28 protein-coding genes are annotated in these 26,114 nt (G+C 35.0%); 23 read left to right on the top strand and 5 right to left on the bottom strand.

The window, feature by feature from the left end:
• Positions 1-8 precede the first annotated feature (8 nt).
• The 3 genes from SM124_RS03940 (at position 9) to sigK (ending at position 2,085) form a co-directional block, all read left to right on the top strand.
• Complete coding sequence (locus tag SM124_RS03940) at positions 9-149, top strand: YrzI family small protein (protein WP_322445439.1); 141 nt, start codon at positions 9-11, stop codon at positions 147-149.
• Positions 150-775: 626 nt separating this feature from the next.
• A complete protein-coding gene (locus tag SM124_RS03945) occupies positions 776-1,243 on the top strand; it encodes a GNAT family N-acetyltransferase (protein ID WP_322445440.1) in 468 nt (155 codons plus the stop codon).
• 110 nt (positions 1,244-1,353) lie between these two features.
• The gene (sigK, locus tag SM124_RS03950) at positions 1,354-2,085 is read left to right on the top strand and encodes an RNA polymerase sporulation sigma factor SigK (protein WP_322445441.1); all 732 of its coding nucleotides are present in this window, start codon (positions 1,354-1,356) and stop codon (positions 2,083-2,085) included.
• Between the two features lie 27 nt (positions 2,086-2,112).
• On the opposite strand, the gene SM124_RS03955 is transcribed toward sigK, so the two are convergent.
• Entirely contained in the window at positions 2,113-2,670 is a 558-nt protein-coding gene (locus SM124_RS03955) for a TVP38/TMEM64 family protein (RefSeq protein WP_322445442.1), read from the bottom strand.
• Between the two features lie 578 nt (positions 2,671-3,248).
• On the opposite strand from SM124_RS03955, the gene SM124_RS03960 reads away from it, so the two are divergent.
• From SM124_RS03960 to SM124_RS03970, 3 genes are all read left to right on the top strand, one after another.
• Positions 3,249-3,398 (top strand): hypothetical protein, encoded by a 150-nt coding sequence (locus SM124_RS03960; protein WP_322445443.1) that lies wholly within the window; start codon positions 3,249-3,251, stop codon positions 3,396-3,398.
• Positions 3,399-3,740: 342 nt separating this feature from the next.
• On the top strand, positions 3,741-5,537 hold the full coding sequence (locus SM124_RS03965) for a M3 family oligoendopeptidase (protein ID WP_322445444.1): 1,797 nt from the start codon (positions 3,741-3,743) through the stop codon (positions 5,535-5,537).
• A gap of 242 nt (positions 5,538-5,779) precedes the next feature.
• The gene (locus SM124_RS03970; protein WP_322445445.1) at positions 5,780-6,562 is read left to right on the top strand and encodes a phosphatidylserine decarboxylase; all 783 of its coding nucleotides are present in this window, start codon (positions 5,780-5,782) and stop codon (positions 6,560-6,562) included.
• 104 nt (positions 6,563-6,666) lie between these two features.
• Here the strand turns inward: SM124_RS03970 and SM124_RS03975 are convergent, their stop codons facing one another.
• Positions 6,667-6,807, bottom strand: a complete 141-nt coding sequence (locus SM124_RS03975) for a sporulation histidine kinase inhibitor Sda (protein WP_322445446.1) — start codon at positions 6,805-6,807, stop codon at positions 6,667-6,669.
• Positions 6,808-7,546: 739 nt separating this feature from the next.
• Between SM124_RS03975 and SM124_RS03980 the strand changes: the two genes are divergently transcribed.
• Genes SM124_RS03980 through SM124_RS04015 form a run of 8 tightly spaced genes read left to right on the top strand, consistent with a single transcriptional unit; the run spans position 7,547 to position 12,567 of the window.
• Entirely contained in the window at positions 7,547-8,062 is a 516-nt protein-coding gene (locus SM124_RS03980; protein WP_322445447.1) for a YqeG family HAD IIIA-type phosphatase, read from the top strand.
• Between the two features lie 3 nt (positions 8,063-8,065).
• Entirely contained in the window at positions 8,066-9,169 is a 1,104-nt protein-coding gene (yqeH, locus tag SM124_RS03985) for a ribosome biogenesis GTPase YqeH (protein WP_322445448.1), read from the top strand.
• A gap of 26 nt (positions 9,170-9,195) precedes the next feature.
• Positions 9,196-10,035, top strand: a complete 840-nt coding sequence (gene aroE / locus SM124_RS03990; RefSeq protein ID WP_322445449.1) for a shikimate dehydrogenase — start codon at positions 9,196-9,198, stop codon at positions 10,033-10,035.
• A complete protein-coding gene (gene yhbY, locus SM124_RS03995; protein ID WP_322445450.1) occupies positions 10,029-10,319 on the top strand; it encodes a ribosome assembly RNA-binding protein YhbY in 291 nt (96 codons plus the stop codon). The genes aroE and yhbY overlap by 7 nt, the downstream gene beginning before the upstream one ends.
• 20 nt (positions 10,320-10,339) lie before the next feature.
• Entirely contained in the window at positions 10,340-10,909 is a 570-nt protein-coding gene (locus SM124_RS04000) for a nicotinate-nucleotide adenylyltransferase (RefSeq protein ID WP_322445451.1), read from the top strand.
• Positions 10,896-11,453, top strand: coding sequence for a bis(5'-nucleosyl)-tetraphosphatase (symmetrical) YqeK (yqeK, locus tag SM124_RS04005; protein ID WP_322445452.1), 558 nt, complete (start codon positions 10,896-10,898; stop codon positions 11,451-11,453). The genes SM124_RS04000 and yqeK overlap by 14 nt, the downstream gene beginning before the upstream one ends.
• Positions 11,454-11,467: 14 nt before the next feature.
• On the top strand, positions 11,468-11,824 hold the full coding sequence (gene rsfS / locus SM124_RS04010) for a ribosome silencing factor (RefSeq protein ID WP_322445453.1): 357 nt from the start codon (positions 11,468-11,470) through the stop codon (positions 11,822-11,824).
• Entirely contained in the window at positions 11,821-12,567 is a 747-nt protein-coding gene (locus SM124_RS04015) for a class I SAM-dependent DNA methyltransferase (protein WP_322445454.1), read from the top strand. Before rsfS ends, SM124_RS04015 begins: the two co-directional genes overlap by 4 nt.
• A gap of 82 nt (positions 12,568-12,649) precedes the next feature.
• Here SM124_RS04015 and comER read toward each other — a convergent pair whose 3' ends face one another.
• Complete coding sequence (gene comER, locus SM124_RS04020; protein ID WP_322445455.1) at positions 12,650-13,474, bottom strand: late competence protein ComER; 825 nt, start codon at positions 13,472-13,474, stop codon at positions 12,650-12,652.
• Between the two features lie 164 nt (positions 13,475-13,638).
• Between comER and SM124_RS04025 the strand changes: the two genes are divergently transcribed.
• The 3 genes from SM124_RS04025 (at position 13,639) to SM124_RS04035 (ending at position 17,351) form a co-directional block, all read left to right on the top strand.
• The gene (locus tag SM124_RS04025) at positions 13,639-14,268 is read left to right on the top strand and encodes a helix-hairpin-helix domain-containing protein (RefSeq protein WP_322445456.1); all 630 of its coding nucleotides are present in this window, start codon (positions 13,639-13,641) and stop codon (positions 14,266-14,268) included.
• A 103-nt stretch (positions 14,269-14,371) separates the two neighbouring features.
• Positions 14,372-14,872, top strand: coding sequence for a deaminase (locus tag SM124_RS04030; RefSeq protein ID WP_322445457.1), 501 nt, complete (start codon positions 14,372-14,374; stop codon positions 14,870-14,872).
• Between the two features lie 169 nt (positions 14,873-15,041).
• On the top strand, positions 15,042-17,351 hold the full coding sequence (locus tag SM124_RS04035; RefSeq protein WP_322445458.1) for a DNA internalization-related competence protein ComEC/Rec2: 2,310 nt from the start codon (positions 15,042-15,044) through the stop codon (positions 17,349-17,351).
• Between the two features lie 117 nt (positions 17,352-17,468).
• On the opposite strand, the gene SM124_RS04040 is transcribed toward SM124_RS04035, so the two are convergent.
• The gene (locus SM124_RS04040; protein WP_322445459.1) at positions 17,469-17,603 is read right to left on the bottom strand and encodes a YqzM family protein; all 135 of its coding nucleotides are present in this window, start codon (positions 17,601-17,603) and stop codon (positions 17,469-17,471) included.
• A gap of 302 nt (positions 17,604-17,905) precedes the next feature.
• Between SM124_RS04040 and holA the strand changes: the two genes are divergently transcribed.
• Positions 17,906-18,931, top strand: coding sequence for a DNA polymerase III subunit delta (gene holA, locus SM124_RS04045; protein WP_322445460.1), 1,026 nt, complete (start codon positions 17,906-17,908; stop codon positions 18,929-18,931).
• Between the two features lie 151 nt (positions 18,932-19,082).
• On the opposite strand, the gene rpsT is transcribed toward holA, so the two are convergent.
• Positions 19,083-19,349 carry a 30S ribosomal protein S20 gene (gene rpsT / locus SM124_RS04050; RefSeq protein WP_322445461.1) on the bottom strand — a complete coding sequence of 89 codons (267 nt, stop codon included), beginning with the start codon at positions 19,347-19,349 and terminating at the stop codon, positions 19,083-19,085.
• A 332-nt stretch (positions 19,350-19,681) separates the two neighbouring features.
• Here rpsT and gpr point away from each other — a divergent pair, with 332 nt between their 5' ends.
• The 5 genes from gpr (at position 19,682) to hemW (ending at position 25,997) form a co-directional block, all read left to right on the top strand.
• Positions 19,682-20,803, top strand: a complete 1,122-nt coding sequence (gpr, locus tag SM124_RS04055; protein ID WP_322445462.1) for a GPR endopeptidase — start codon at positions 19,682-19,684, stop codon at positions 20,801-20,803.
• Positions 20,804-20,911: 108 nt separating this feature from the next.
• A complete protein-coding gene (gene spoIIP / locus SM124_RS04060; RefSeq protein WP_322445463.1) occupies positions 20,912-22,111 on the top strand; it encodes a stage II sporulation protein P in 1,200 nt (399 codons plus the stop codon).
• 79 nt (positions 22,112-22,190) lie between these two features.
• Positions 22,191-22,532, top strand: coding sequence for a DUF3679 domain-containing protein (locus SM124_RS04065; RefSeq protein ID WP_322445464.1), 342 nt, complete (start codon positions 22,191-22,193; stop codon positions 22,530-22,532).
• A gap of 133 nt (positions 22,533-22,665) precedes the next feature.
• Complete coding sequence (gene lepA, locus SM124_RS04070) at positions 22,666-24,504, top strand: translation elongation factor 4 (protein WP_322445465.1); 1,839 nt, start codon at positions 22,666-22,668, stop codon at positions 24,502-24,504.
• A gap of 353 nt (positions 24,505-24,857) precedes the next feature.
• Positions 24,858-25,997, top strand: coding sequence for a radical SAM family heme chaperone HemW (gene hemW / locus SM124_RS04075; protein WP_322445466.1), 1,140 nt, complete (start codon positions 24,858-24,860; stop codon positions 25,995-25,997).
• Positions 25,998-26,114 lie beyond the last annotated feature (117 nt).

Consider the following 26,114-nt stretch of genomic DNA (forward strand, 5'->3'; position numbering starts at 1 on the left):
GAAACAGAATGACTCTAAATATTTTATTTTTTACAATCACAATCAATAAACGAAATATCTCAGCTGAAGATGCAATGCATGAAGAGATGGCTATAAAGCTATATGAGCAAAACAAAGATCGTTTATATGAAATTCATCGTTTGTACTAAGTTCGTTATTAAATTAAACAGAAAGGTGGTAATTAATATGGTTTTTATCATGCAAGGACGTAATGCAATTTTATGGGTGGAGAAAGATACCACCTAACCAAGCTTAGTTTAGGAGTGAATCTTATTATGTATTTAAATATATTGTTATTAACGCTTCCATTTAGAAAGAAGAAAAAGAACGGCAGCTAATGTATAAAATAAAATGGCTAGAGACTGACGGATAATTTCCCTCCCCCGGAGAATTTATCCTCTGGACTCTAGCTTTTTTAAAAGTTGTTTTCAAAAAATGTTCACAACCTCACACATTTAAAATGTAGAGAATGTGGTAAATTTTAATTAGGATATTAAGATTTTAAGGGGTGTGAATGGGATGTTCGCAATCGTTATGGGATTAGTTATTTGTAGTGTTATTGGTTTAGTTATTACTGCTGAAGTAAGCGTTGAAGGATAAAGGTAAGGTACACAAAAAAGTATTGACCAGTAATAAGGGTCAATACTTTTTTTATGCACCTTTTTCATTTGTAGTTAAATTTTATAAGGGATTTCCAATCTTGTGTTTACATAAATAAGGAATTCGATTATTATCTAATTAGATAAACATCTAATTAAAGGAGAGGGAAATCAAAATGAAATTAATTGAAAGCAATCCTTCCTTAATATCTATAGAGTTAGAGATTATGAATTCTCACCCATATCATAATCTAGTTTCTGAAGGAAGAAAGTTACTAACTGAAGATGACATGATGGAAGAACATGAAGAGAGTAGTGAGCTTAATAAAGAAAGATATCTCATTGAATATGTAGATAAGTATATTGGTATTGTTGATTTCATTATGAAAAATCCTAGAGATGATAAACCGTGGTTAGGTTTATTTATTATACATCAAGACTGGACGGGAAAAGGTCTATCCGAAGAAGCATTTAATGTCTATGAAAGCTTAATGAAGTCCCGTGGGATTAAAGAAGTTAGACTAGGATGCTTTGTCAATAACGAAAGAGGACTTCATTTTTGGAAAAAGCAAAAGTTTGAGATTGTAAAAGAAATTGAATTTAAGGATAAGCCCATGTATGTATTGGAGAAAAAATTAGGTTAATGGAAATATTTTCTTTACAAAAATAATTTATTTTGGACAGACAAATACAACCCATTGCTTTCATAGGTATTAGTTATAGGCGAAAGTCTTGAAAGTGGGGGTGATGTTACTTGCCTGGAATCCTAACTGCACTTAGTTATTTAGTAAAAGAGATCGTCTTTCTTGTCTCTTATGTTAAAAATAATGCCTTCCCTCAACCACTATCACCTGCAGATGAGAAGAAATATTTGCGACTGATGGCAGATGGAGATAGTCACGCCCGTAATATGCTCATTGAACATAACTTGAGATTAGTGGCACATATTGTGAAAAAATTTGAAAATACTGGCGAAGACTCAGAGGATCTTATCTCCATTGGAACAATTGGTTTGATAAAGGCGATCGAAAGTTATTCAGAGGGGAAAGGAACGAAATTAGCAACTTATGCGGCTAGATGTATTGAAAATGAAATTCTAATGCATTTACGAGCGTTAAAGAAAACAAAAAAGGATGTTTCCCTTCATGACCCGATTGGTCAAGATAAAGAAGGTAATGAAATATCTTTAATCGATGTCTTAAAGTCTGAATCCGAGGATGTTATTGAAACCATTCAATTAAATATGGAATTGGAAAAGGTTAAGGAATATATCGATGTTTTAGATGACAGAGAAAAAGAAGTAATTGTAGGAAGATTTGGACTGGATTTGAAAAAAGAAAAAACACAAAGGGAAATAGCAAAAGAATTAGGTATTTCTAGAAGTTATGTGTCGAGGATTGAAAAAAGAGCTTTAATGAAAATGTTCCATGAGTTTTATCGAGCGGAGAAGGAAAAAGAAAAGCGTAAGAAAGACATGAATAATTAGAGCAAAGAAGCTGAGAGCGAAGTAATCTCAGCTTCTTTTATTCTTGGAGTATAGAAAACAAATCAATATCAAAATTAAGGTGGTGATTACAGCAACTAGCTGATATTCCTGCTTCCAGCTTAGTACTGTATGGATCGATAGAGCTTCAATGTACAGTGCAGGAATTTTTCCAAGAGTACTTGCTATAGAAAAAACGACCAAACTCATTTTACTAACAGCAGCTGTAAGAGTAACTAGACCTGAGGGAACAAAAGGAAAAATTCTTAATGCTATTACTAAAATAAAACCATAAACATTATTCGTTTCGCGGAGTTTACGAAGTAATTTATTATTTATGGTTTTTGTTTTTGAATGTGTAAACTTATTTATTCCCTTCCTATATAAATAAAAACTAACTATCGCCCCAAGAGCCTCCCCCAGTATTGATAAAATAAGTCCATTAGAAAAACCAAAGTAAGCAATGTTTCCTGCTGTTATAAAGGTACTCGGTAAAATACCAGCAATGGAGATGATAACACTAGCTATTAAACTAATTAAAATTGCTAAAATCGGGTGATTAGAAAAGATTTCTATATTAAGGTCCATAAATTCTCCTATTAAGCGTGCATCATTTCTTAAATTATATAGATATAATAGGATTATTTAAAGGGGAGTTGAAGGCTAATAACGGAAATAAAACAGCTTAGTCTGATAGCTGTTTTTTATTGGTTGGGTAGTAGTGGGAAGAGAATACGACTATCTAGAAGTCATCAGGTGAATGTACGAATGTTATTTCTGTCTTTTATTTCTTTAATATGCTTAATGGTTTTACCTTCCCCTTTACAAAGAGGACAGGTCTTTTTAATAAAAGGATAAGTGGAGATATTCCCTTTACCTTTGCATTTTTTACATATGGAGATGATCTTCATTTAACGCCTCCCCTTTAACATTAGTCTTATGATTATTATATGGGAAGAAAAAAATAGTGCTACAAAATTCCTTAATGCTACTTAGAAAAGAATTGGAGTTTTCTTAAACAGTATGACTGTTGCCTATACAGCAAGTAGGGCAAAAGCATAACTTATTATAAAAATATTAATTTTTAGGGACGTGTTTATAGGTTATTTACTTAATAATTTATAAACATTTATCATGATTTTTACATTGAATAGGAGGTAAAGATTATGCCATACGGTTATCCCTATGCATATCCTGCGCCATATGCAGGAGGAGCTTATGCTGGAACAGGAATATGGTTCGCGTTGCTAATTGTACTCTTCGTTCTTCTTCTAATCTTCGGAAGCTTCTGGTACTTTAGTGGTTATTTTAGATAACTAATAATAAGCAAATTTTTATAGCGCCTAACATAGGCGTTTTTTATTGTTTAGGAAACTATATATTTCTCGCATTGTGAATAACTGTTTTATATTGATTGTCCACGTCCAGCTCCAGCGCCTAGCCCCTCGAGGTCAAATAACCTTCAACCCTAAAAGTCGAAAGGCAGACTTTTAGGGTTGAAGAACATTTGCTTGTCGGGGCTGATCGAGGCGCTTGCGCTTTTGTTCTTTTAATTGTTGTTTTTTAATTAAACAAAAGAAAGTTTCCTTATTTATAGAAATTTCAAAAAAATAAATTTATAATAGCTTTGTATAGATAAAATTTAGGGGGACGAAGGAATGACAACAACTACATATTTTGACGTATGGGATTTAGATGTTTTCTTTGATGGTGGAAGTAACTCACCTGCATTTGATAGTCATCTTAATGAATCAGGTCAATTAATCCAAGAATTTAATACACTCGTAAAAGGTTGGGAGCCAACTAATAGCGTGGCAGATCAAGCTAGCATCAAACAATTAATCAGTCAGTTCGAAGTTGTTGCAAAGAAAATTCGTCAGGCTGGTGCTCTCGTTAGTTGTCTTCAAGCTCAAAATACGGAAGATAAAAAAGCGAATGATTTACGTGGCCGTGTTACAGCTCTAAGTGCAAATTTCCAGAATGCTCTAACTGTTATGGATCAAAAGCTAACTACATATGACCAAGACGTTTGGGAAGCGATTTTAGGGGATAGTGAATTAAATGACTTGTCATTCGTTTTAACTGAACGTAGAGAAAGAGCGGCGGAGAAACTATCTCAAGAAGAAGAATCAGTCATCAACGCTCTTGGTGTAGACGGTTATCATGCATGGGGACAAATGTATGATGTAATCGTAGGCACAGTAAAAGTAGCCGTGAACGAAAATGGCGAGGATAAAGTCCTGTCTGTTGGTCAAGCTGCTAACAAGTTTTCAAACCCTGATCGTTCCGTTAGAAAGAATGTATTCAACGGCTGGGAAAAAGCTTGGAATGATAAATCAGATTATCTAGCAACAACTTTAAACCATTTAGCAGGTTTCCGTTTAAATGTATATAAAATGCGTGGTTGGGAAGATGTTTTAAAAGAACCACTTGATATCAATCGTATGAAGAAAGAAACATTAGATGCCATGTGGAATGTCATTTCACAAAATAAAGAACCGTTTGTAAAGTTTTTAAATCGTAAAGCTAGTTTATTAGATTTAGATAAATTAAGCTGGTATGATCTAGATGCACCACTTGGCAAAGCAGAATCTAAAGTATCGTATCAAGAGGGTGCAGAGTTTATTTTAGAGCATTTCTCTAAATTTGGGGAAGAAATGACTAGCTTCTCGAAAAAAGCATTTGAAGAAAGATGGATTGAGGCAGAGGATCGACCTGGGAAAGCACCAGGCGGTTTCCATACGTACTTCCCAGAGAGTGCTCAGTCTAGAATTTTTATGACCTATTCTGGAACACCTTCAAATATTTCAACTCTTGCGCATGAGTTAGGGCACGGTTTCCATACTTACGCAATGAGAGATTTACATCTATTGAATCGTAACTATGCTATGAATGTTGCGGAGACAGCTTCTACATTTGCTGAAATGATTTGTGCAGATGCAGCTGTAAAGAGTGCGAAATCTGAAGAAGAAAAATTAGCTTTACTAGAAGATAAAGTGCAACGTTCAGTCGCTTTATTAATGAACATCCATGCTAGATTCCTATTTGAAACTAGATTCTATGAGGAAAGAAAGAATGGTTTAGTTAATGTTGAGCGACTAAATACTCTTATGGAAGAGGCTCAGAAAGAAGCATACGGTGGTGCGCTTGACGAATATCACCCATCGTTCTGGGCATCCAAGCTACATTTCTTTATTACTGGGGTACCTTTCTATAACTTCCCATACACTTTTGGGTACTTATTCTCATTAGGAATTTATGCTCAAGCGTTAGAAGAAGGTAAGGGGTATGAAGAGAAGTATATCGCTTTATTAAAAGATACTGCTTCCATGACAGTAGAAGATTTAGCGATGAAACATCTAAATGTTGATTTAACTAAGCCTGACTTCTGGGAAAAAGCAGTACAATTATGTATTGATGATGTTGAAGAGTTTATGAAGTTAACATCGAAATAACCTCTTTTATAAAATAAATTAAGGTTGTTTTGTAAAATTTTCTATGCGAAAATAATAGCTAGATAAAATTGGTGGAAAAACAGCACATACTATTAGTGCTGTTTTTTCTATTGGAATGATTTTCAATCATTTTAGAAATCAATAGTCATTCAATTATTGAAAATGATATAATAGCACTCATGGATTCTTAGACCTGAAATTTACAGTATTATTTTAACAATAGGAACGTGGAGGTTAAATCATTGATTCAAGGAATTTATCGCTTACTAATTGAACTAACAAATGGTAGATGGACTTCTCATTTATTAAGAACTTTTGCCCAGTCAAAAGTCAGTCGTATACTGGTTCCTTCTTTTTCGAAGGTTTATAAAATTAAGGAATTTGAAATGGAAAAAGAGATTCAAGAGTATCCGACACTGCACCATTTCTTTATCAGAAATTTAAAGGCAGAAGCACGTCCGATTCATAACGACCCTTCCTCAGTTGTTAGTCCTGTAGATGCAGTGATTGAAGATGTAGGAGGAATATCGGCGAACAAAACGATGACAGTAAAGGGTAAAACCTACTCCGTTCATGAAATGTTAGGTAATGAAGTCAATGTGGATAAATATATGAACGGTATTTATATGGTCTTATATTTAAGTCCAAGTCATTATCATCGAATACATAGCCCGTTTTCAGGTAAAGTGATGGGAGAGTATACACTCGGTAATAAATCATATCCTGTAAATAAGCTTGGATTAAAATACGGAAAAGATACACTTGCGAAAAATTATCGGGTTGTTACCGAGGTAAAACATGATTACGGTCATGCAGCTATAGTAAAAGTAGGTGCCATGTTTGTTAACTCTATTGAAACGATTCATGAAGGGGAGCAGCTGGTAAAAGGACAGGAGATTGCATACTTTACATTTGGATCGACTGTTGTCCTACTATTTGAGAAAGATACGTTCGAAATGATTGATTTTAGTACTCCAAAGGATATAAAAGTGGGAGAAAAAATTGGCTACCTGAGAAAAGGGTAAATATTATTCCCATTGATAAATGTAGATGATCTATTTCTAGAAAAAAAAGCCCTGTTGTAGGGCTTAGATGAGTCTCTCTATCACAAGGAATGCATCTTATAGCATTATGAGGAAACTTTGATTTTGTGTGTCAATGAACGTCGGTGAATTTCCGTCTCTATGAGGCGAATAAAGTCTTGACTTAAATTCAACTCTCTAGCTTTGAAATAAGATTCAACTAATAATTCGTCTGACAGTTTACGCATGTCAGAATTCACCTCCATTTTAATTTAAACCGTTCTAAATAAAATTCATCATACATATAATGTAAGTTCGTTCGATGTACCCTAACTCTATCAAAAATTATTCAGGAGAACAACCGTTCTGTTATCCACAGTTTCCAGTGGATAACCTGTGGTTAAAGTGTTAATAATTGGGTAATTAGTATGTAATACAATGTGTACATTGTTAGTAAAGTTATCCACAGGTGTTGAAATTTAATAAGATTTGTCGAAAAATTTTTATTTAAATCCCATTTTTTATTTAATTCGACACTATTTGACAGCGTTTTAGCAACATTTCGCGTATAAAAACAGATCAAACTATTTAAGGAAAATCAGTTAATAATATAGTAAGAAGATGTCCTTTTATTCAACTAGATTTGACTGCCCTTTAATTTAATAGGTTTTTTTTGAAAGAGCGGTTAAAATTGGTTATGATGGAGTACGGTGCAATTATAAATCACATATGTTTTAGGATTAAAGTGGTTAAAAGAATAAATTTCATACATCTGAGTTGATTGTAGCGGAAGGCACTTGACTCCTACGGGAGAAGCGGGAAGAGGAGACCCCACAGATGCGCTAGCATCGAGGAGGCTCCTCGCCCGCCCCGTGGAAAGCAAGTGCCTGGAGCGGAAATCAACGGGTAAAGTCATGAAGCAAAATATAATTAGAATAGACCCTAACAAATACATTTGTATAATTGAGTTAAAAAGAGGTGTCCGTATTGTTAAAGAATTTTTTACCGGATCAACACGTAAAAAACGTTTTTGAAATAACTCCTCAAAGTTTAAAGGAAAAAGGAATCAAGGGAATTATCACAGATTTAGACAACACGCTAGTAGAATGGGATCGTGCAGATGCTACCCCAGAATTAATAAAATGGTTTGCGGAAATGAAGAAAGCAAATATAAAAGTAACAATCGTCTCAAATAATAATGAAAGACGAGTAAAAATCTTTTCAGAACCTCACAATATTCCGTTCATATTTCAAGCACGTAAGCCAATGGGGCGAGCTTTTAAAAGAGCACTTAAGGAAATGGGTTTGCAGAAGCATGAGACAGTGGTTATTGGAGATCAATTGTTAACAGATGTTCTTGGAGGAAATCGCAGTGGTTTCCATACTATATTAGTAGTTCCAGTTGCTTCTACCGATGGCTTTGTAACGAGGTTTAATCGAAAAGTGGAAAGAAGAATTTTAAACTGGTTTAGAAAAAGAGGAATGCTTGCATGGGAGGACTAATCATTGAGTGAAAAATATAGTTGTATAGGTTGTGGAGTAAATATTCAAACAGAAAATCGTGATGAGATTGGCTATGCTCCCCCATCTTCACTAGATAAAGAAACGATTATATGTCAACGTTGCTTTCGACTAAAACATTATAATGAAGTTCAAGACGTTAGTTTAACGGATGACGATTTCTTGAAAATCTTAAATGAGATTGGTAAAAGTGATGCTTTGATTGTAAAAATCGTTGATATTTTTGATTTTAACGGTAGTTGGTTACCTGGTCTTCATCGTTTTGTTGGAAATAACAAAATATTACTAATAGGTAACAAGGTCGATCTTCTTCCTCACTCGGTTAAGCCAAATAAGCTAATCAATTGGATGAAACAGGAGTCTAAACAACTCGGGCTAAGACCAGAAGAAGTATTTCTTGTGAGTGCTGCCAGAGGTCAGTTTATAAGAGAGGTTGCTGCAGCCATTGATGAGTACCGAGAAGGCAAAAATGTATACGTAGTTGGTTGTACCAATGTTGGGAAATCCACTTTTATTAATCGTATATTAAAAGAAGTAACAGGAGAAGGCGATGTGATTACAACTTCTCATTTCCCTGGAACTACTTTAGACATTATTGAAATTCCATTAGCGGATGGAAAGGCATTAGTGGATACGCCTGGTATCATCAACCATCATCAAATGGCGCATTTTGTAGATAAACGAGATTTAAAGATTATTACACCAAAAAAAGAGATAAAACCAAAAGTATATCAATTAAATGAGGCACAAACTCTCTTCTTCGGTGGATTGGCTCGATTTGATTATATTAGTGGTGGCCGTAGAGCGTTTACCTGTCACTTCTCAAATGAGATTAATATTCATCGAACAAAAATGGAAAATGCAGACAGCTTGTATGAAAAACATGTTGGAGAAATGTTAACCCCTCCACGTCAGGAGCAACTCGACCATTTTCCTGAGTTAGTAAAACATGAATTTACTATTAAAGAAGCAAAGACAGATATTGTTTTCTCTGGTCTAGGCTGGATTACGGTAAATGAACCTGGGGCAAAAGTGGCTGCTTATGTTCCAAAAGGTGTACATGCTATGTTAAGAAAGTCATTAATATAGAAGGTCAAACTTTCAGGGAGAGGCTCATGAAAAAATTATATGCCGTTATTGGGGATCCTATTGGCCATTCTATGTCACCAGCTATGCATAATGATTTGTTTCAGCATTATAAAATTGATGCACATTATCATGCTCTCCATGTTAAGAGTGAGCAATTAGAAGATGCGATAAAAGGATTGAAAGCAATAGGGATAAGTGGTTTTAATGTGACCATCCCGCACAAAGTTAAAATCATTTCCCTTTTAGACCGAGTAGACTCTCTAGCATTGTCAATTGGGGCCGTTAATACCGTTGTGAACGAAGATGGCCAGCTTGTTGGCTATAACACGGATGGTAGTGGATATCTTACGGGAATTCGAAATGAACTTTCTTCCCTTGAGGATAAGAAAGTTTTAATCATTGGTGCGGGTGGAGCTGCAAGGGCCATTTATTTTTCTATGGCAGATGCAGGAATTAAACAGATTGACCTTACGAATCGGACTGTAAATAAGGCATTAAGTTTAATTCATGATTGCCCTTATGCTGTACAATCCGAAGCATTAGAGTTAAACGAAACTGAAAAACAGTTAATTGAATATGATATTGTTATTCAAACAACATCCATTGGTATGTCACCTGAGAGGGATTATATCCCCCTTTCACTACATAATCTAAAAACAAACGCTTTTGTAAGTGATATTATCTATAATCCACTCGAGACTTTGTTTTTACAAAATGCTAAAGAAAAAGGTGCGTCTATTCAAAATGGAATTAGTATGTTCGTTCATCAAGGTGCTTTAGCCTTTCAAAAGTGGACGGGGATATTACCAGATTTAGATAGAATGAAAAACATTGTATTGAAGCAACTAGGAGGAAATATATGTTAACAGGTAAACAAAAGAGATTTCTACGCTCACAGGCTCATCATTTAAATCCAATTTTCCAAGTTGGAAAAGGTGGAGTAAATGAAAATATGGTTAGACAGATTAGTGATACATTAGAGGCTCGTGAATTAATTAAAGTGAGTATTTTACAAAACTGTGATGAAGATCGTGATACGGTTGCTGAACAACTTTCAAAAGGTAGCCAAGCAGAATTAGTTCAAGTTATCGGAAATACGATTGTTTTATACAAAGAGTCAAAGGAAAATAAACAAATTAAATTACCTTAATATATAAGGGGTGGACAAAAATGAAAAAAATAGGGATACTAGGTGGAACCTTTGATCCACCACATTTTGGTCACCTCCTAATTGCGAATGAGGTATTAGAAAGTTTAGACTTGGACGGGATATGGTTCTTACCTAATCAAGAACCCCCACATAAGAAAAAATCAAATGTTAGTAACCAAGACCGAATTCAAATGTTAAAGAAGGCTATTGAAGGGAATGAGAAATTTCAATTGGAGACAATGGAATTAGAACGTCCTGGCCCCTCTTATACTTATGATACGGTTAAGCTTCTACAATCGAAGCATACAGATATACAATTTTATTTTATTATTGGTGCTGACATGGTTGAATACTTACCCAAATGGTATAAAATAGATGAGCTTGTTCAACTTATTCATTTTGTTGGAGTAAAAAGACCTTCGTATAATGTTCAAACATCTTATCCAATTCTTTATGTGGATGTTCCCGAATTTGACATCTCCTCAAGTATGATTAGAAATCGTCTAAAGGAAGGGAAAACCGTACGTTATTTACTTCCTGATACAGTGATTAACTACATGGAGGCGAAACAATTATATGGAACGAACTGAAGCTTTAGAAATTGTAAAAAAACAAATAACAAAGCATCGATATGAACACACACTTGGAGTAATGGAAACAGCCATTTCTTTGGCACAACAGTATGGTGCAGATGAGAAGAAGGCAGAACTTTCGGCTATATTTCATGATTATGCTAAGTTTAGACCAAAGGATGAAATGGAGAATATAATAGTAAGAGAAAAAATGCCCGAGCTACTTTTAAAATTCAATAGCGAGCTTTGGCATGCCCCTGTTGGTGCTTTTTTGGTAAAGACTGAAGTTGGTATACAGGATGAGGAAGTGTTGGATGCTATTAAGTACCACACTTCAGGCAGGGCTCAAATGACCTTACTAGAAAAAATCATTTATCTTGCAGACTATATTGAACCGGGTAGACATTTCCCTGGAGTAGAAGAGGTTAGGGCTCTAGCGGAAAAAGATTTAAATGAAGCATTAATAAAAGCGGTTCAAAACACGATCCTTTTCTTAATGAAAAAAAATCAACCTGTCTATCCTGAAACATTTAACACATACAATGATTTAGTTATTAAATAAGGGGGACTGATTGGATGACCGATCGTCAATTATTATTAACAGCAGTAAAAGCAGCAGATGATAAAAGAGCTGAAGATATCGTAGTTTTAAATATGGAAGGTATTTCTCTTGTTTCAGATTATTTTATTATCTGTCACGGAAATTCAGATAAACAAGTTCAAGCAATTGCTCGTGAAATGAAAGAAAAAGCGGATGAATTTGGTTATGGTGTAAAAAGAATGGAAGGTTTTGACGAAGCAAGGTGGATATTAGTAGATATGGGTGATGTGGTTGCCCACGTATTCCATCGTGATGAAAGAAGCTATTACAACCTAGAACGTCTATGGGGAGATGCTCCTCACGAGAATGTTCAGAGTGAGCTTAATTCATGACCTATGGAAAGTTCGCTTATCTTTATGATGATTTAATGGAGGAAGTCCCCTATGATCGATGGGTTGAGATGGTCCTTAAATTAAAAAGTAAGTACAATCTTAAGGGGGATAAGCTTCTCGATTTAGCATGTGGAACGGGTGAATTATCCGTTAGTCTGACTGGAGCAGGCTTTGATGTAATCGGAGTGGACCTTTCAGGAGATATGCTAGCTGTTGCTAATGAAAAGGCAGAAAATAGTGGAAATCAAATTCCTTTATATCAGCAGAACATGGTAGAGCTTGATGTAAACACCACCTTTGATATCATTGGTATTTTTTGTGACTCATTAAATTACCTTCAATCAGAAGAAGAAGTGATTGAAACATTTCATAAAGTACTTCAACATTTAGACTCAGGTGGATTGTTTATTTTTGATGTTCATTCCGTTTATAAGATTATGGAAGTGTTTATGAATCAAACGTTTACTCATGACCAGGAAGATATCTGTTATATATGGAACTGTTTCCAAGGGGAATATCCTTATAGTGTTGAACATGAATTAACATTCTTTGTTCAAGATTCTAATACAAATAAATATGACCGTTATGATGAGTTTCATTCACAGAGGACCTTTCCGGTTAATCAGTATCAATCCTGGCTGTCTGAGGCAGGATTTGAATTCTTAGAAATGACTGCTGATTTCACAGATGATTCTCCAACGAATGATTCAGAGCGAATCTTCTTTGTTGCAAGAAAACCTTAATTAACAAAAGCCATTCTCGTGAATGGCTTTTGTTGTTTAAAAAAATATAAATAAAGAAGGATTTTCTTAATAAGAAATCGAATTATTGAAGTGTAAATTGTTTTTCTGTTTCTTCTAAATCTTCCTCGAACTTGGAGTGTGTTGCATGAAATAAATGTTCGAACACATCCCCTAGTTCACTTTCAAGAACTTTAATTCCTTCTCCGGTAATTCCACCTTTAACACATACTTTTTCTTGTAATGTAGGCAAAGTATAATATCCTTTTCTTAAAAGTTCTCCCAATCCAATTAACATTTCACTGGCTAACTTAGTTGCTGTTTCTTCATCAATTTTTGTTTCAGAGACTGCCGCATTTATAAACCTTCTTGTTAAATAACTAAAAAAGGCAGGACCACAACTAACAATATCAGATGAAACTCGAGTAATCTCCTCATCAATTGAAAGAGGTGAAGAAATGTAAGTAAATAAAGTAACTAACCTTTCCTTCCATAATTCCTGACAACGTTCCCCAAATGTAAATAAGGATACTCCAGCTAGAGCTCTATTCGTGATACTAGGAATGATTCTAGCAACTGAGCAAGGTATGACCGATTCTAACTGTTGAACACTAATCGGACTTGTAATAGATACTACACATTTTTCCTCTGATAAGTATGGATGAATTTCCTTTACTACTTTGTGAACATCTTTTGGTTTTACACAAATGAAGATTAAATCAGATTCCTGAGCTACCTCTATAGAATGATTTTTAACAGCAATATCTTTGTAATTTTTTTGAATTTCCAAAGCTTTAGCCGTTGTTCTATTGGTTATAGTCATGGAGGAAGGGGAAACGGCCTTACCATCAAGGAGTGCCTCTATCAAGATCCTTCCCATGTTTCCTGTCCCGATTACTCCTATTTTCATTGTGCTGCCCTCCTTCACAATCAATTATTTCTTAAGTGATTGTTATTTGCTGCATAATACCTCCGCATTGAAATCAATTTTGGAACCACTAATGCGAAAACAGCCTTCTCTGATAAAGATATGAAATATGAATAATTTTTATGACAATTGAAAGGACGGAATCTATGATTGAATGGTTAAAAACAAATAAAGTATATGTTGTCTTGGGATGTTTATTAACATCTATTGTAGGGCTATATATTTATTCTCAATATGATTTTCAATCAATCGAAGCATCAGATGATATTTGGGATCCTAGTTCAAGTCTAGAAGTTGATAATCAAGAGCATATTTCAACGAGTAACGAACAAACAAGTTTTATTTTAATTGATGTAAAAGGTGCGGTAAACAAACCAGGGGTATATGAGGCTGTAGAGGGAGATAGGGTAATTGACTTGATTGAAAAAGCGGGAGGTTTAAGAAAGACGGCTAATGAGTTAGCAGTCAATTTTGCTATGAAAGTTACAGACGAAATGGTTTTGTATATACCTGAAAAAGGGAAGGAATCTAGTTTTACTACTACAAGTTCAGTTCTTAACTCTAGCGGAGAGACAAAAAATGATAAAATCAATTTGAATACGGCTACTCAAAGTGATCTTCTCACCCTACCAGGAATAGGACCTTCAAAAGCAGATGCAATTCTGAAGTATAGGGAGGAAAATGGACCTTTTAAAACAGTGGAAGATCTCACCTCTGTAACAGGTATAGGGGACAAGACTTTTGAGAAATTAAAAGATCAACTTACAGTAAAATAAATTTAAACAGGTAGGTTAATAATTAGTAACTATTAAATTCAAATTGACGAGCTTTTAACCTTAATATTACACTATAGGTGGGAATGAATTAGGAGGGGAAAAGATGAGTGAAAACAGACTCACTTGGGATCAATATTTTATGCTGAACGCCCACCTTATAAGTATGAGAAGTACTTGTAACCGCCTACAGGTGGGTTCCGTATTAGTTAAAAATAATCGAATTATTAGTACGGGCTATAATGGTGGGATTAGTGGTGAGGAACATTGCCTTGATGCTGGTTGCTATGTTATTGATAACCATTGCTTAAGATGCTTGCATTCAGAGGAGAATGCTATCATACAATGTGCTTTACAGGGAATATCAACAAAAGGTAGCCAAATTTATGTTACTCATTTCCCTTGCACTCACTGTATGAAGAAAATACTTCAAGCCGGCATAACAAAAATATATTATACTCACGATTATAAAAATCATGAATATTGCTATCATTTGTTAAAAATTAGTAACGTAGTAGCAGTTAAAATGGAAATGAATATTGAAAAGTTCATCGATGAAACTAATCCTAAATCCGGTTTGTTAAAATGGGATTTTGATGGTAATTAACAAAAGGGCTGTCTACTTGATAGCCCGAAAAACCTTTTATGCCATCCTCTTCTTAAATGCTACAGATAACCTCACTAAACAAAACAACTGAATCTTATCCCTCTAAAGAAACACTGCGATTTAAAGTAATCAATAATTAGTTTGTCATAGTAATCTAGTAGGTGATTGATTGAAAGGTTATTGGATTTATCTAGCTTTTATGTCACTCCTTTCTATTTTGGCTGCTCTAGAAGAGAACGTCTTTTTTTTCATACTAATTGTAGTTACGATATTTGTTCTTTACCAATTTAAACTATTTACAAAAAAACAATTATTACTTGTCATGAGTGCGTGTTTATTATTAATGCTAAGAGGTGAATTAGCGGAGAAAAATAATCGGACTAAATTTAAAGGTGTAGAAAAAGAATTTCTAATCTTATTCGAAAATGAGATAAATTATGATGGAAACTTACTCACAAGTAACGGGAAGGATTTAAATAAACGAGAGAAACTAGTCATACGATATACTATAAAATCAGAAGAGGAGAAAAACAGGTTAAGAGAAAAGCTTATTACAGGGGCAGTTTGTCGTCTAAAAGGTGAGTTAATAGAGCCACCCGTTTCTACAAATGAAAATGCCTTTCACTATAAGAATTATCTAAAGCAACAACATATTCATTGGATGCTCAAAGTGGAACAGTTTAATCATTGTAAGGAAAAATCCTCCCCCATTTTTTTATTGAGAAACATAAGGCAAATGGGAATTGATTATATGGTTAAGTATTTTCCAGAAGATACTGCTACACTTGCTTCAGCCTTAATATTTGGTGATAGAAGTTTGATGGGTGATGAGTTACTAGAATCCTATCAGAAACTTGGAATTGTCCATTTGCTTGCTATTTCGGGCCTCCATGTTGCCCTTTTAATGGGAATTCTTTATTATATTGGAATAAGGATAGGGATCACACGTGAGAGGGTATTGAATTTATTGATTATCCTTCTACCTATTTATATTATTCTAACGGGTGCTGCTCCTTCAGTTGTAAGGGCATGTTCTATGATGATAATGGTCCTCATAATTAAGAAGTTCAGTCATTCTATTCAAATGATTGATGTCTTAAGTATTGTATTTATTATGTATATCTGTATTTTCCCATATGTTATATATAATGTAGGCTTTCAACTCTCTTTTTCAGTCACTCTTGCTCTCATTATTTCCTCCGCTAGAATCCTAAAAAACGCTACAAATCCAATTCTTCTTCTTATTTACACCTCTATTGTATCCCAAGTGATATCCATGCCCATCTTACTATATTATTTTTACGAAATTTCAATCATTTCAATTGCAGCAAATATTATCTACATTCCACTGTTCTCGATATGTATATTACCTTCACTTCTTTTATTGTTTATTTTACATGTAATAGTAGGGGATCCTATCAATCCCTTAATAACTGTTATGAACTTTTTCATAAAAGTCATTAATTTGGTTACAGAGCATTTTTCTAGTTTTCCCTATGCAGTAATTACTCTAGGGAAGCCTACCATTTGGCTGCTAGTCCTCTATATTATTTCAATTCCAATAATGTATATCATTTGGGAAAAGCAAATATCTAAGAAAGGAATTGTGAAAATCATCTTGATACAGTTTGGTATTCTTCTCATTCACTTTTTCACTGTTCATATCGATTCTAAAGGTGAGGTAACTTTTATTGATGTTGGTCAGGGAGACAGTATCTTACTAAAACTTCCACACAGCCAGGGCACCTACTTAATTGATACAGGTGGGACCATCCAATTTCAATCGGAACAATGGAAGAAAAGGAAAAATCCTTATGAAGTCGGTAAAAATGTTTTAGTTCCTTATTTAAAAAGTAAAGGAATTACTAAAATAGATAAACTAATTTTGACACATGGGGATATGGATCATGTTGGGGGAGCTTTAGCTGTCTTGAATTATATAACAGTAAGTGAAGTTTTCTTACCTAAAACAAAGGAACCGTCGGCTTTGGAATTAAGAATTGTCAATCTGGCTAAAGAAAAGCAAATCCCTATCAAAACGGTGAAACAAGGTGACAGGTGGACGATAAATCGCATGGATTTTAACATTTTATCGCCCTCTAATTCATGTGGAGAAAGGAATGACTGTTCTATTGTTGTACACGCCAATGTGGGCGGAATTAATTGGCTGTTTACGGGCGACTTAGAAGAGGAAGGAGAAAGGAAGCTTGTTCAATCCTACCCTAAATTAAAGGTAGATGTACTTAAGGTTGGTCATCATGGGAGTAAATCATCTACTTCAGAATTACTACTCAGGCAGTATCAGCCCAAAGCTTCTATCATATCTGTAGGAAAAGAAAATCGCTTTGGTCATCCGCATCCTGATGTTTTAAATCGATTAAAGGAACATAAAATCATCATTTTTAGAACCGATCAAGATGGTGCAATTACTTATCAATTTAAAGGAAATAGAGGAACCTTTTTGAAACGTTTTCCATAGTATAGAGTATAACTAATTCGATATTCAATATTTCAATAAAAAATATGGAAAACATGAAAAAGAGACTGCTTATTGAGAATAAGCGGTCTCCATAAATTCTTCGCTATGTAGCTAGCATTAAGCCCCAACGAATTTAATGACTGTTGCAATTATAAATAAAGTTGCAAAAAAGCCGAAGGAAACGATAAATCCTACGCCTGAATCAATCGCGTCATTGCGTTTACTTTGAACATTTTTTTCAAATTCGTTCACAATCTACCCCTCCTATTTCCATTATAGTATAGACCATTTGCTAAAAAAAATCTATAGTTCCATGACTGCTTTTCCTATACTGACAAGAGTTGTCACAAATAGTTTACTTTTCGAGAGGCAAAAATAAAATTACAGTTGAGTACCGCTTCTGATTAAGTATCCTAGGCCTTGGTCAGCGGCGTTCAATATAAATCGGGAATTGGCACTGGCGAGGTTGCCAATTCCCTCTTAATTACTTGTCAAAATGTCCAAGCTTCTATAGGATTAAAATATTGATAAAGTATTTCAAGGAGCGAAGGATATTGGTTTTAGATGTATGGAAACAAATAAAGAAACAGCAATTTGCACCTATATATGTATTGTATGGTAAAGAATCCTTTCTTATAAATGAGACAAAGCAATTATTAATTAGTAACATACTTGGAGAAGAAGAATCTGATTTTAATTTATCTACATATGATTTAGAAGAAACACCTATTGAGGTTGCTATAGAAGATGCAGAGACCTTTCCTTTCATGGGAGAGAAGCGATTAATATTTTTGAACAATCCTGGTTTTTTAACGGCTGAGAAGACAAAAGATAAAGTTGAGCATAATCTTTCTCGACTGGAGGCATATCTACAGGAGCCTGCTCCATATTCCATTATCGTATTTAGTGGTTTGTACGAAAAATTGGATGAGCGAAAAAAACTCACTAAGGAACTAAAGAGAAAAGGTGCAATTGTTGAAGCGAAGAAGCTTGATGAGCAAGAATTAAAGGTATGGATTAGAGAAAGAGCCGCATTGAATAGCGTTCAAATAGATGAAGATGCAGTTGAGCTCATGCTTACCTTAGCTGGGGCGAACCTTTTTATGTTAACAACTGAGGTAGATAAATTAGCTTTATATGTTGATGCAGGGAAATCTATCGACGTACATACAGTAGATAAGCTAGTATCCAGATCACTCGAGCAAAATATATTTTCACTAGTAGATAAAATCATTCATAGGAAGATTGATGAGGCTCTAAGAATTTATTACGATCTGCTAAAGAAAAATGAAGAACCGATTAAAATCCTCTCTATTATTTCAGGTCAATTTAGATTAATCTATCAAGTGAAGGAATTAGCCAGAAGAGGATACGGACAACAACAAATTGCGGGGTATTTAAAAATCCACCCTTTCAGAATAAAATTGGCTGCTGGACAGGCTAATTTATTCTCAGATGAGGAATTAACTAGAATTATGAAGATGTTAGCAGACGCCGACTTCCAACTCAAAACAGGCGGATTGAATAAAGAGATGATTGTGGAAATGTTTTTATTTCGTTTACAAAAGAATAAGGCCTAAAAAAAGGAAACCACTTTACTTGTGTGGTTTCCTCTTTTTTTACTAGGGTAGAAAATATATGTTTTCTGAAGTTAGACTACTGTCAAGCTCTTGCGCTTTTCTTACAAAAATAAAAGGCTATCTAAAATTAGATAGCCAATCGAATGCAAAATTAAGCGTTTAATGAACCAATTTTCTTCATTAGACGAGATTTTTTGCGGGCAGCAGCGTTTTTGTGGATTAGACCTTTAGCTGCAGCTTTATCTAATTTGCTAGCAGCATCTAAAAGAGTTTCTTTTGCTACTGAAGCATCATTGTTAGTGATAGCAGCTTCAACTTTCTTAACTGCAGTACGCATTGTAGACTTAACTGTTGCGTTATGTGCATTGCGTTTTTCGTTAGTTTTTACACGTTTGATAGCAGATTTAATATTTGGCATTCCGTTCACCTCCTACAAAGCATCGAGACTATATTTAACTCGATTTTCACATTCATAACATAAATTAAGAACAAAAGATATTCTATCAAAGGCACACAATTATTGCAATACTATCGCATAAATTCCTTATTATCAGACAACAAACTTATGAATGTTAAATGAATTAAATGGTAAAGCTAGAAAATAGAACTAAATTTTAAAATAAAGGGTTTAAAAAATTAATAACTATCAATAAAAAATAGCATTTTTTATCGTTATAGTCAAGCGATTATTGGTAGTTATAGCTCATCATGTACTCTTAACAACTAAGTATAGAAACGAGGGAGCCTGAAATGAAAGAACTAGACTTAAGTAAATACTCGGTAAGGACAGATTTAGCAGTAGAAGCTAGAGAAATGATATTAGAACAGAGAGCTAAAAATGTTAACCAAGAAGAAGATCTTTCTCAAATCGAGGGAGTCATTATAAAGGAAAGAGAAGAAAATGACCTTAAGGTATCGCTAGTGGAAATTACAGGCGAAGGAGCAGAAGCTCTCGGAAAAAAAGCTGGTAAGTATTTAACCATTGAGGTTATTGGTATTAGACAGCAAGATACTGAACTACAGCAAAAAGTAGAAAAAACTTTTGCCCATGAATTTGCTCATTTTATAAAGGAACTCGGCATCAAGGAAGATGCTTCGTGTTTAGTTGTGGGACTTGGGAATTGGAACGTAACTCCAGATGCCCTTGGCCCTCAAGTGTGTGAGAACCTTCTTGTCACTAGACACTTATTCGAGCTTAGTCCAGAAAATGTAGAGGAAGGTTACCGTCCAGTGAGTGCTCTGGCTCCAGGAGTTATGGGACTAACAGGTATTGAGACTAGCGATATTATCTTCGGTGTTGTTGAAAAAACAAAACCAGATTTCGTTATAGCTATTGATGCTCTAGCATCTAGATCCATTGAGAGAGTGAACTCTACTATTCAAATTTCGAACACGGGTATCCACCCTGGTTCTGGAGTTGGAAACAAAAGAAAAGAAATAAGCCAAGAAACATTAGGTATTCCTGTAATTGCAGTTGGAATCCCTACTGTAGTGGATGCTGTTTCTATAACAAGCGATACTATTGACTTTATTCTCAAGCATTTCGGAAAAGAAATGAAAGAGGGAAATCGTCCTTCAAGAGCTTTAGCTCCGGCAGGACTGACCTTTGGAGAGCGAAAAAAATTAACAGATGAAGACCTTCCTGAGGAGCACCATCGTAAGACATTTTTAGGAATTGTGGGTACTCTACCAGACGAGGAAAAAAGAAAGTTAATCTCTGAAGTCCTCTCCCCTATTGGCCATAATCTCATGGTGACGCCAAAGGAAGTAGATGTGTTTATAGAAGATATGTCTAATTTAATTGCAAGTGGATTAAACGCAGCTCTACATCATTCGGTAGATCAAAATAATGCAGGATTCTATACAAGATAAAACTCTATCAAGGTAATATCTACCAATAAATATAAATTATTAATACTTGTTCTATCTTCTCTATCAAAGTCATAAGATTTACTAGACTTGTTAAGAGAGGTGGAACAGTTGAAATCTCCAAAAGCTTCAACATTTATTGTTACTGTCCAAGGCACCAGCATGGTAAAGCTGATAATTTCTCTAGTGTTGCTACTATTTTTAGTTTTTTCACTAAGTGCATTGTTTACGTCATTGTCTCCTGAATATAGGATTAAATCCAATTCTTTAGGTAGTGCCTCTACCATTTTAAATGGAGAGGTACTATACCAATTAATGGGGTCAGAAAATCATTACTTTTTACAATCATTACCTGAAGATTCCACGCCTAATTTATCTAGCCTACTCTTTAAGGCTTCAACCAACATTAGCTTGGATGACCCGAGAAGTCTATTAGGGAGAGAGTTTCCTGGTTTCTCCTTATTCGACGGTGATATCCTAGTGGCGGGAGAAGGTACGAATTATACCAATATGCCGATGGAATCTCCTCCGCCTCAAGAGGTTTTAAATATTGAGCAAGAAGCTAAATTGCAGAATACGGAAAAGCTTGAAAATGCGAAAGCAAATGAATCAGCGGATACCCCTCTATCAACGGGTAAGAGAAAAATGGTCTATATTTATTTTTCTCATAACCGTGAATCATTTTTGCCTTACTTAAAAGGTGTTAAAGATCCTAACTTAGCACATCATTCAAAAATTAATGTTACTAAAATCGGTGATAGATTAAAGTCTCAGTTTGAAAGTAATGGAATTGGGACGGTTGTAGAAAAAGCAGATATCATGGACAAGTTAAATAAAAAAGGTTGGACATATGGAAGGTCTTATGACGAATCAAGAAATGTAGTACAAGCTGCCATGACTAAGAATGATGATTTAACATATTTCATTGATATTCATAGAGATTCACGTAGGAAGAAAGACACTACGAAAAAAATAAATGGAAAATCATATGCGAAATTAGCTTTTGTTATTGGAGCGGAACATTCAAAGTATGAAAAGAACTTAAAACTAGCGAATAAAATCCATAAAAAATTAGAGAAAAAGTATCCTGGACTGAGTCGAGGGATTATACAGAAAAAAGGTGCACATACGAATGGTAAGTTTAATCAAGATTTGTCGGAGAAAGCCATGTTAGTAGAGTTTGGTGGAGTTGACAATACATTTGAAGAATTAAATCGCTCTGCTGACGCTTTTGCAGATGTATTAAGTGAGATTTTCTGGGACGCAGAGGAAGTTTCAAATACAGTAAATGAAAAGGGAGAAAAGAAATAGATTACCCTACGTGGATTTTGATTAAACATACCATATCTGTAAAAAAGGTCTAAATATTCTTTATAAGTGAGTGATTGTTATGAAAATGTTTATGCTAAAGTCTATATTCCTCTCCGCATTAATGTTTGGTTCCGTCTTATTTGGAATGCAGCTGGCCAACGATGGCATCCATCGAATGAAGGGATTTAATGATGCTAATTTTAAAGGAGCCTTTACTGTAAATGAAAATACAGGCGGGGAACTTCAAGTATCCCTTTTAGGAAACGATGTCGATAGTCATGATTTGCAAAGTAAAAAGGAGAAGCTTGAGGAAATGAAGGCCTATAATTTCTTTTCAACGATGGGTAAAAGCCTAGCGGAAGGTATTACTAACATAACGGACCGTGCGATAAACTTCATAACAGATCAACTTAGTAGCTAGAGCGGTAATCCCCATGATTATCGCTTTTTTGATGATACAAAAAAGCTTATCTCTAGTTTTGATTGAATCTTGGTTACCCTACTGATATAATCAAAAATAGTGTATATGCGCGAGTATAGTAGGAGTGAACGATATGAACAAAGAAGAAAGACTTAATAGACAATCAAAAATACGGAATTTTTCAATCATCGCTCATATCGACCATGGAAAATCTACATTAGCTGACAGAATCTTAGAGAAAACGAATGCTTTAACTTCTCGTGAAATGAAAGATCAGTTGCTAGATTCTATGGATCTTGAGAGAGAAAGAGGAATTACAATCAAGTTGAATTCCGTTCAACTTAAATATAAAGCAAAAGATGGAGAAATTTACACATTCCATTTAATTGATACCCCTGGACACGTTGACTTCACATATGAAGTTTCTCGAAGCCTAGCAGCATGTGAAGGAGCAGTCCTAGTAGTGGATGCGGCTCAAGGAATTGAGGCACAAACGTTAGCTAACGTTTATTTGGCAATTGATAATAATCTAGAAATTGTCCCTGTTATCAATAAGATTGACTTACCAAGTGCTGACCCGGAGAGAGTCCGTGGTGAAATCGAAGACGTCATTGGCCTTGATGCTTCAGAAGCTGTACTTGCTTCTGCTAAAGCGGGTATTGGTATCGAAGACATCTTAGAACAAATCGTTGAAAAGGTTCCGGCACCAACAGGTGACCCGGAAGCACCTTTAAAAGCATTAATCTTTGACTCATTATACGATGCATATCGCGGTGTAGTAGCTTACATTCGTGTCGTTGATGGAACAGTTAAAGTGGGCGACAAAGTTAAAATGATGGCTACAGGGAAAGAATTTGAAGTAACAGAAGTAGGTGTGTTTACACCAAAATCTACTCCTGTTGCTGAACTTACGGTTGGAGACGTTGGTTTCCTAACTGCAGCTATTAAAAATGTGGGAGACACTCGTGTAGGGGATACCATCACAAATGCAAAAAATGGGGCGACTGAACCACTTCCTGGATATCGTAAGTTAAATCCAATGGTATATTGTGGTCTTTACCCAATTGATAGCTCTAAATTTAATGACCTACGTGAAGCGTTGGAGAAACTTGAATTAAATGACTCTGCTCTTCAATTTGAACCTGAAACTTCACAAGCTTTAGGTTTCGGTTTCCGTTGCGGATTCTTAGGACTTCTCCATATGGAAATCATTCAAGAGCGTATTGAGAGAGAGTTCAATATCGACTTAATTACTACTGCACCAAGCGTTATTTATCATGTTGTTATGACTGACGGCAGCGAAGTGAGAGTAGATAATCCAAATAATATGCCTGACCCACAAAAGATTGAACGTGTCGAAGAGCCTTATGTAAAAGCAACAATGATGGCTCCTAACGACTATGTTGGTGCGATTATGGAGATCTGCCAGCTAAAACGTGGTAATTTCATTGATATGCAATATATGGATGAAACCCGTGTAAGTATTGTTTATGAAATTCCATTGGCTGAAATCGTATATGATTTCTTCGACCAACTAAAATCTAGTACAAAAGGATATGCATCCTTTGATTACGAATTAATTGGTTACAAAGCTTCTAAGCTTGTTAAGATGGATATCTTATTGAATGCTGAGAAAGTGGATGCATTAAGCTTTATCGTACACAAAGATTTCTCATACGAACGCGGTAAAGTGATTGTTGAGAAATTAAAAGAGCTAATCCCGAGACAGCAATTCGAGGTACCTATCCAAGCGGCTGTCGGACAAAAAATTATTGCCCGTTCAACCATTAGTGCTATGCGTAAAAATGTATTAGCAAAATGTTACGGTGGAGATATTTCACGTAAACGTAAACTTCTTGAAAAACAAAAAGAAGGTAAAAAACGTATGAAACAAGTAGGATCCGTCGAAGTTCCACAAGAGGCATTCATGGCAGTCCTTCGTATGGATGACGACAGCAGTAAAAAGAAATAATCAGAACTGAAAAATTGATTTGTTTTGAAAGGTTAGATAAGCTTGTTTTTAACAAGTGTATCTAGCCTTTTTATTATTAGAGATTTATTAGGAATAATTGAATTGATATAAGCCGTGTTGATTGGAGTGGAGCGGATGGTGCTTGACTCCTGTGGGAGCAGCGGTACAGGGGGGACCCCACAGGTGCGATAGCACCGAGGAGGCTTCCCGACCGCCCGAGGAAGAATTCGCACTTAGAAAAAATCGGCTTTAAGATTTTTTCGTTAATTCTTCCCCACGGAAAGCAAGCACCAGGAGCGGAAATCAACACTTAAACTTAAAAGAGCCATCATTAAATTTAAGGTTGTGAAAAAATGGTACAAGCAGCTTATATTCACATTCCTTTTTGTGAACACATTTGCCACTATTGTGATTTTAATAAAGTGTTTTTAAAAGGACAGCCAGTAGATGAATATCTATCATCACTAGAAAAAGAAATATCATTAACTTTACAACAATATCCAACGAACCAATTAAAATCTATTTTTGTTGGGGGCGGCACACCAACCTCATTAAATGAAAATCAATTGGAAAAACTTTGCGAAATTATAAATAAACACTTACCTTTTAATAGCCAAGCAGAATTCACATTTGAAGCTAACCCTGGTGATTTATCTAAAGAAAAATTTCAAATCTTACATGATGCTGGTGTTAACCGACTGAGTTTTGGTGTCCAAACTTTTAATGATGACCTTCTAAAAAGAATAGGTCGTACCCACAGAGCAAAAGATGTTGCACAATCCATTTATAAGGCTAAAGAAACAGGATTCAAAAATATAAGTATTGATTTAATTTACAGTCTACCGGAGCAAACCATAACCGACTTCAAAGAATCTTTAGATACTGCTTTCTCATTAGAAATTGAACATTATTCAGGCTATTCACTCATTATTGAGCCTAAAACGGTCTTTTATAATCTAATGAAAAAAGGGAAGCTACCAACACCTGGAGAAGATACAGAAGCAACGATGTATAAATTATTAATGGATGAGATGGAGAAGAATGGCTTCCATCAATATGAGATTAGTAATTTTTCAAAACCAGGTTTTGAAAGTATACACAATTTAACATACTGGAATAATGAACAATACTATGGATTTGGTGCAGGTGCTCATAGCTATTTAAGTGGAGTTAGACGTTCTAATTATGGACCATTGAAGAAGTATATGGATCCTATTGATGAAGGAAAACTACCTTCAATGGATGTTCATGAAGTAACTCTAAATGAGCAGATGGAAGAAGAAATTTTTCTGGGGCTTAGGAAGACGGAGGGGATATCTATTCAAACCTTTAACGAGAAGTTTAATAAAAATCCTCTAACCCTTTTTGAGAAAGAGGTTTCAGAACTTGAGCAGAGACAATTAATTACGATACAAGATAATCGATTGAAATTGACTGAAAAAGGTCGCTTCTTAGGGAATGAAGTTTTTCAATCTTTTATCGGTGTCATATAAATTCTACTTAGTAGAGAATGTTAAAAGAAAACAGCCTAAAACGTTGACATCAGTACCCTTTATTTGATAATTTAATATTAGATTTAGCACTCGGTGCTTGTGAGTGCTAACAGAGGT

Source organism: Robertmurraya mangrovi (assembly GCF_034427655.1).
Classification (GTDB): domain Bacteria; phylum Bacillota; class Bacilli; order Bacillales; family Cytobacillaceae; genus Robertmurraya_A; species Robertmurraya_A mangrovi.

What these genes read in the sequence shown, in the direction of transcription:
- SM124_RS03940 (WP_322445439.1), top strand. Translation starts at nt 9, where the DNA reads ATGACTCTAAATATTTTATTTTTTACAATCACAATCAATAAACGAAAT.
- SM124_RS03945 (WP_322445440.1), top strand. Translation starts at nt 776, where the DNA reads ATGAAATTAATTGAAAGCAATCCTTCCTTAATATCTATAGAGTTAGAG.
- SM124_RS03955 (WP_322445442.1), bottom strand. Translation starts at nt 2,670, where the DNA reads ATGGACCTTAATATAGAAATCTTTTCTAATCACCCGATTTTAGCAATT.
- SM124_RS03960 (WP_322445443.1), top strand. Translation starts at nt 3,249, where the DNA reads ATGCCATACGGTTATCCCTATGCATATCCTGCGCCATATGCAGGAGGA.
- SM124_RS03965 (WP_322445444.1), top strand. Translation starts at nt 3,741, where the DNA reads ATGACAACAACTACATATTTTGACGTATGGGATTTAGATGTTTTCTTT.
- SM124_RS03975 (WP_322445446.1), bottom strand. Translation starts at nt 6,807, where the DNA reads ATGCGTAAACTGTCAGACGAATTATTAGTTGAATCTTATTTCAAAGCT.
- aroE (WP_322445449.1), top strand. Translation starts at nt 9,196, where the DNA reads ATGAAAAAATTATATGCCGTTATTGGGGATCCTATTGGCCATTCTATG.
- yhbY (WP_322445450.1), top strand. Translation starts at nt 10,029, where the DNA reads ATGTTAACAGGTAAACAAAAGAGATTTCTACGCTCACAGGCTCATCAT.
- SM124_RS04000 (WP_322445451.1), top strand. Translation starts at nt 10,340, where the DNA reads ATGAAAAAAATAGGGATACTAGGTGGAACCTTTGATCCACCACATTTT.
- yqeK (WP_322445452.1), top strand. Translation starts at nt 10,896, where the DNA reads ATGGAACGAACTGAAGCTTTAGAAATTGTAAAAAAACAAATAACAAAG.
- rsfS (WP_322445453.1), top strand. Translation starts at nt 11,468, where the DNA reads ATGACCGATCGTCAATTATTATTAACAGCAGTAAAAGCAGCAGATGAT.
- SM124_RS04015 (WP_322445454.1), top strand. Translation starts at nt 11,821, where the DNA reads ATGACCTATGGAAAGTTCGCTTATCTTTATGATGATTTAATGGAGGAA.
- comER (WP_322445455.1), bottom strand. Translation starts at nt 13,474, where the DNA reads ATGAAAATAGGAGTAATCGGGACAGGAAACATGGGAAGGATCTTGATA.
- SM124_RS04025 (WP_322445456.1), top strand. Translation starts at nt 13,639, where the DNA reads ATGATTGAATGGTTAAAAACAAATAAAGTATATGTTGTCTTGGGATGT.
- SM124_RS04030 (WP_322445457.1), top strand. Translation starts at nt 14,372, where the DNA reads ATGAGTGAAAACAGACTCACTTGGGATCAATATTTTATGCTGAACGCC.
- rpsT (WP_322445461.1), bottom strand. Translation starts at nt 19,349, where the DNA reads ATGCCAAATATTAAATCTGCTATCAAACGTGTAAAAACTAACGAAAAA.
- gpr (WP_322445462.1), top strand. Translation starts at nt 19,682, where the DNA reads ATGAAAGAACTAGACTTAAGTAAATACTCGGTAAGGACAGATTTAGCA.
- SM124_RS04065 (WP_322445464.1), top strand. Translation starts at nt 22,191, where the DNA reads ATGAAAATGTTTATGCTAAAGTCTATATTCCTCTCCGCATTAATGTTT.
- lepA (WP_322445465.1), top strand. Translation starts at nt 22,666, where the DNA reads ATGAACAAAGAAGAAAGACTTAATAGACAATCAAAAATACGGAATTTT.
- hemW (WP_322445466.1), top strand. Translation starts at nt 24,858, where the DNA reads ATGGTACAAGCAGCTTATATTCACATTCCTTTTTGTGAACACATTTGC.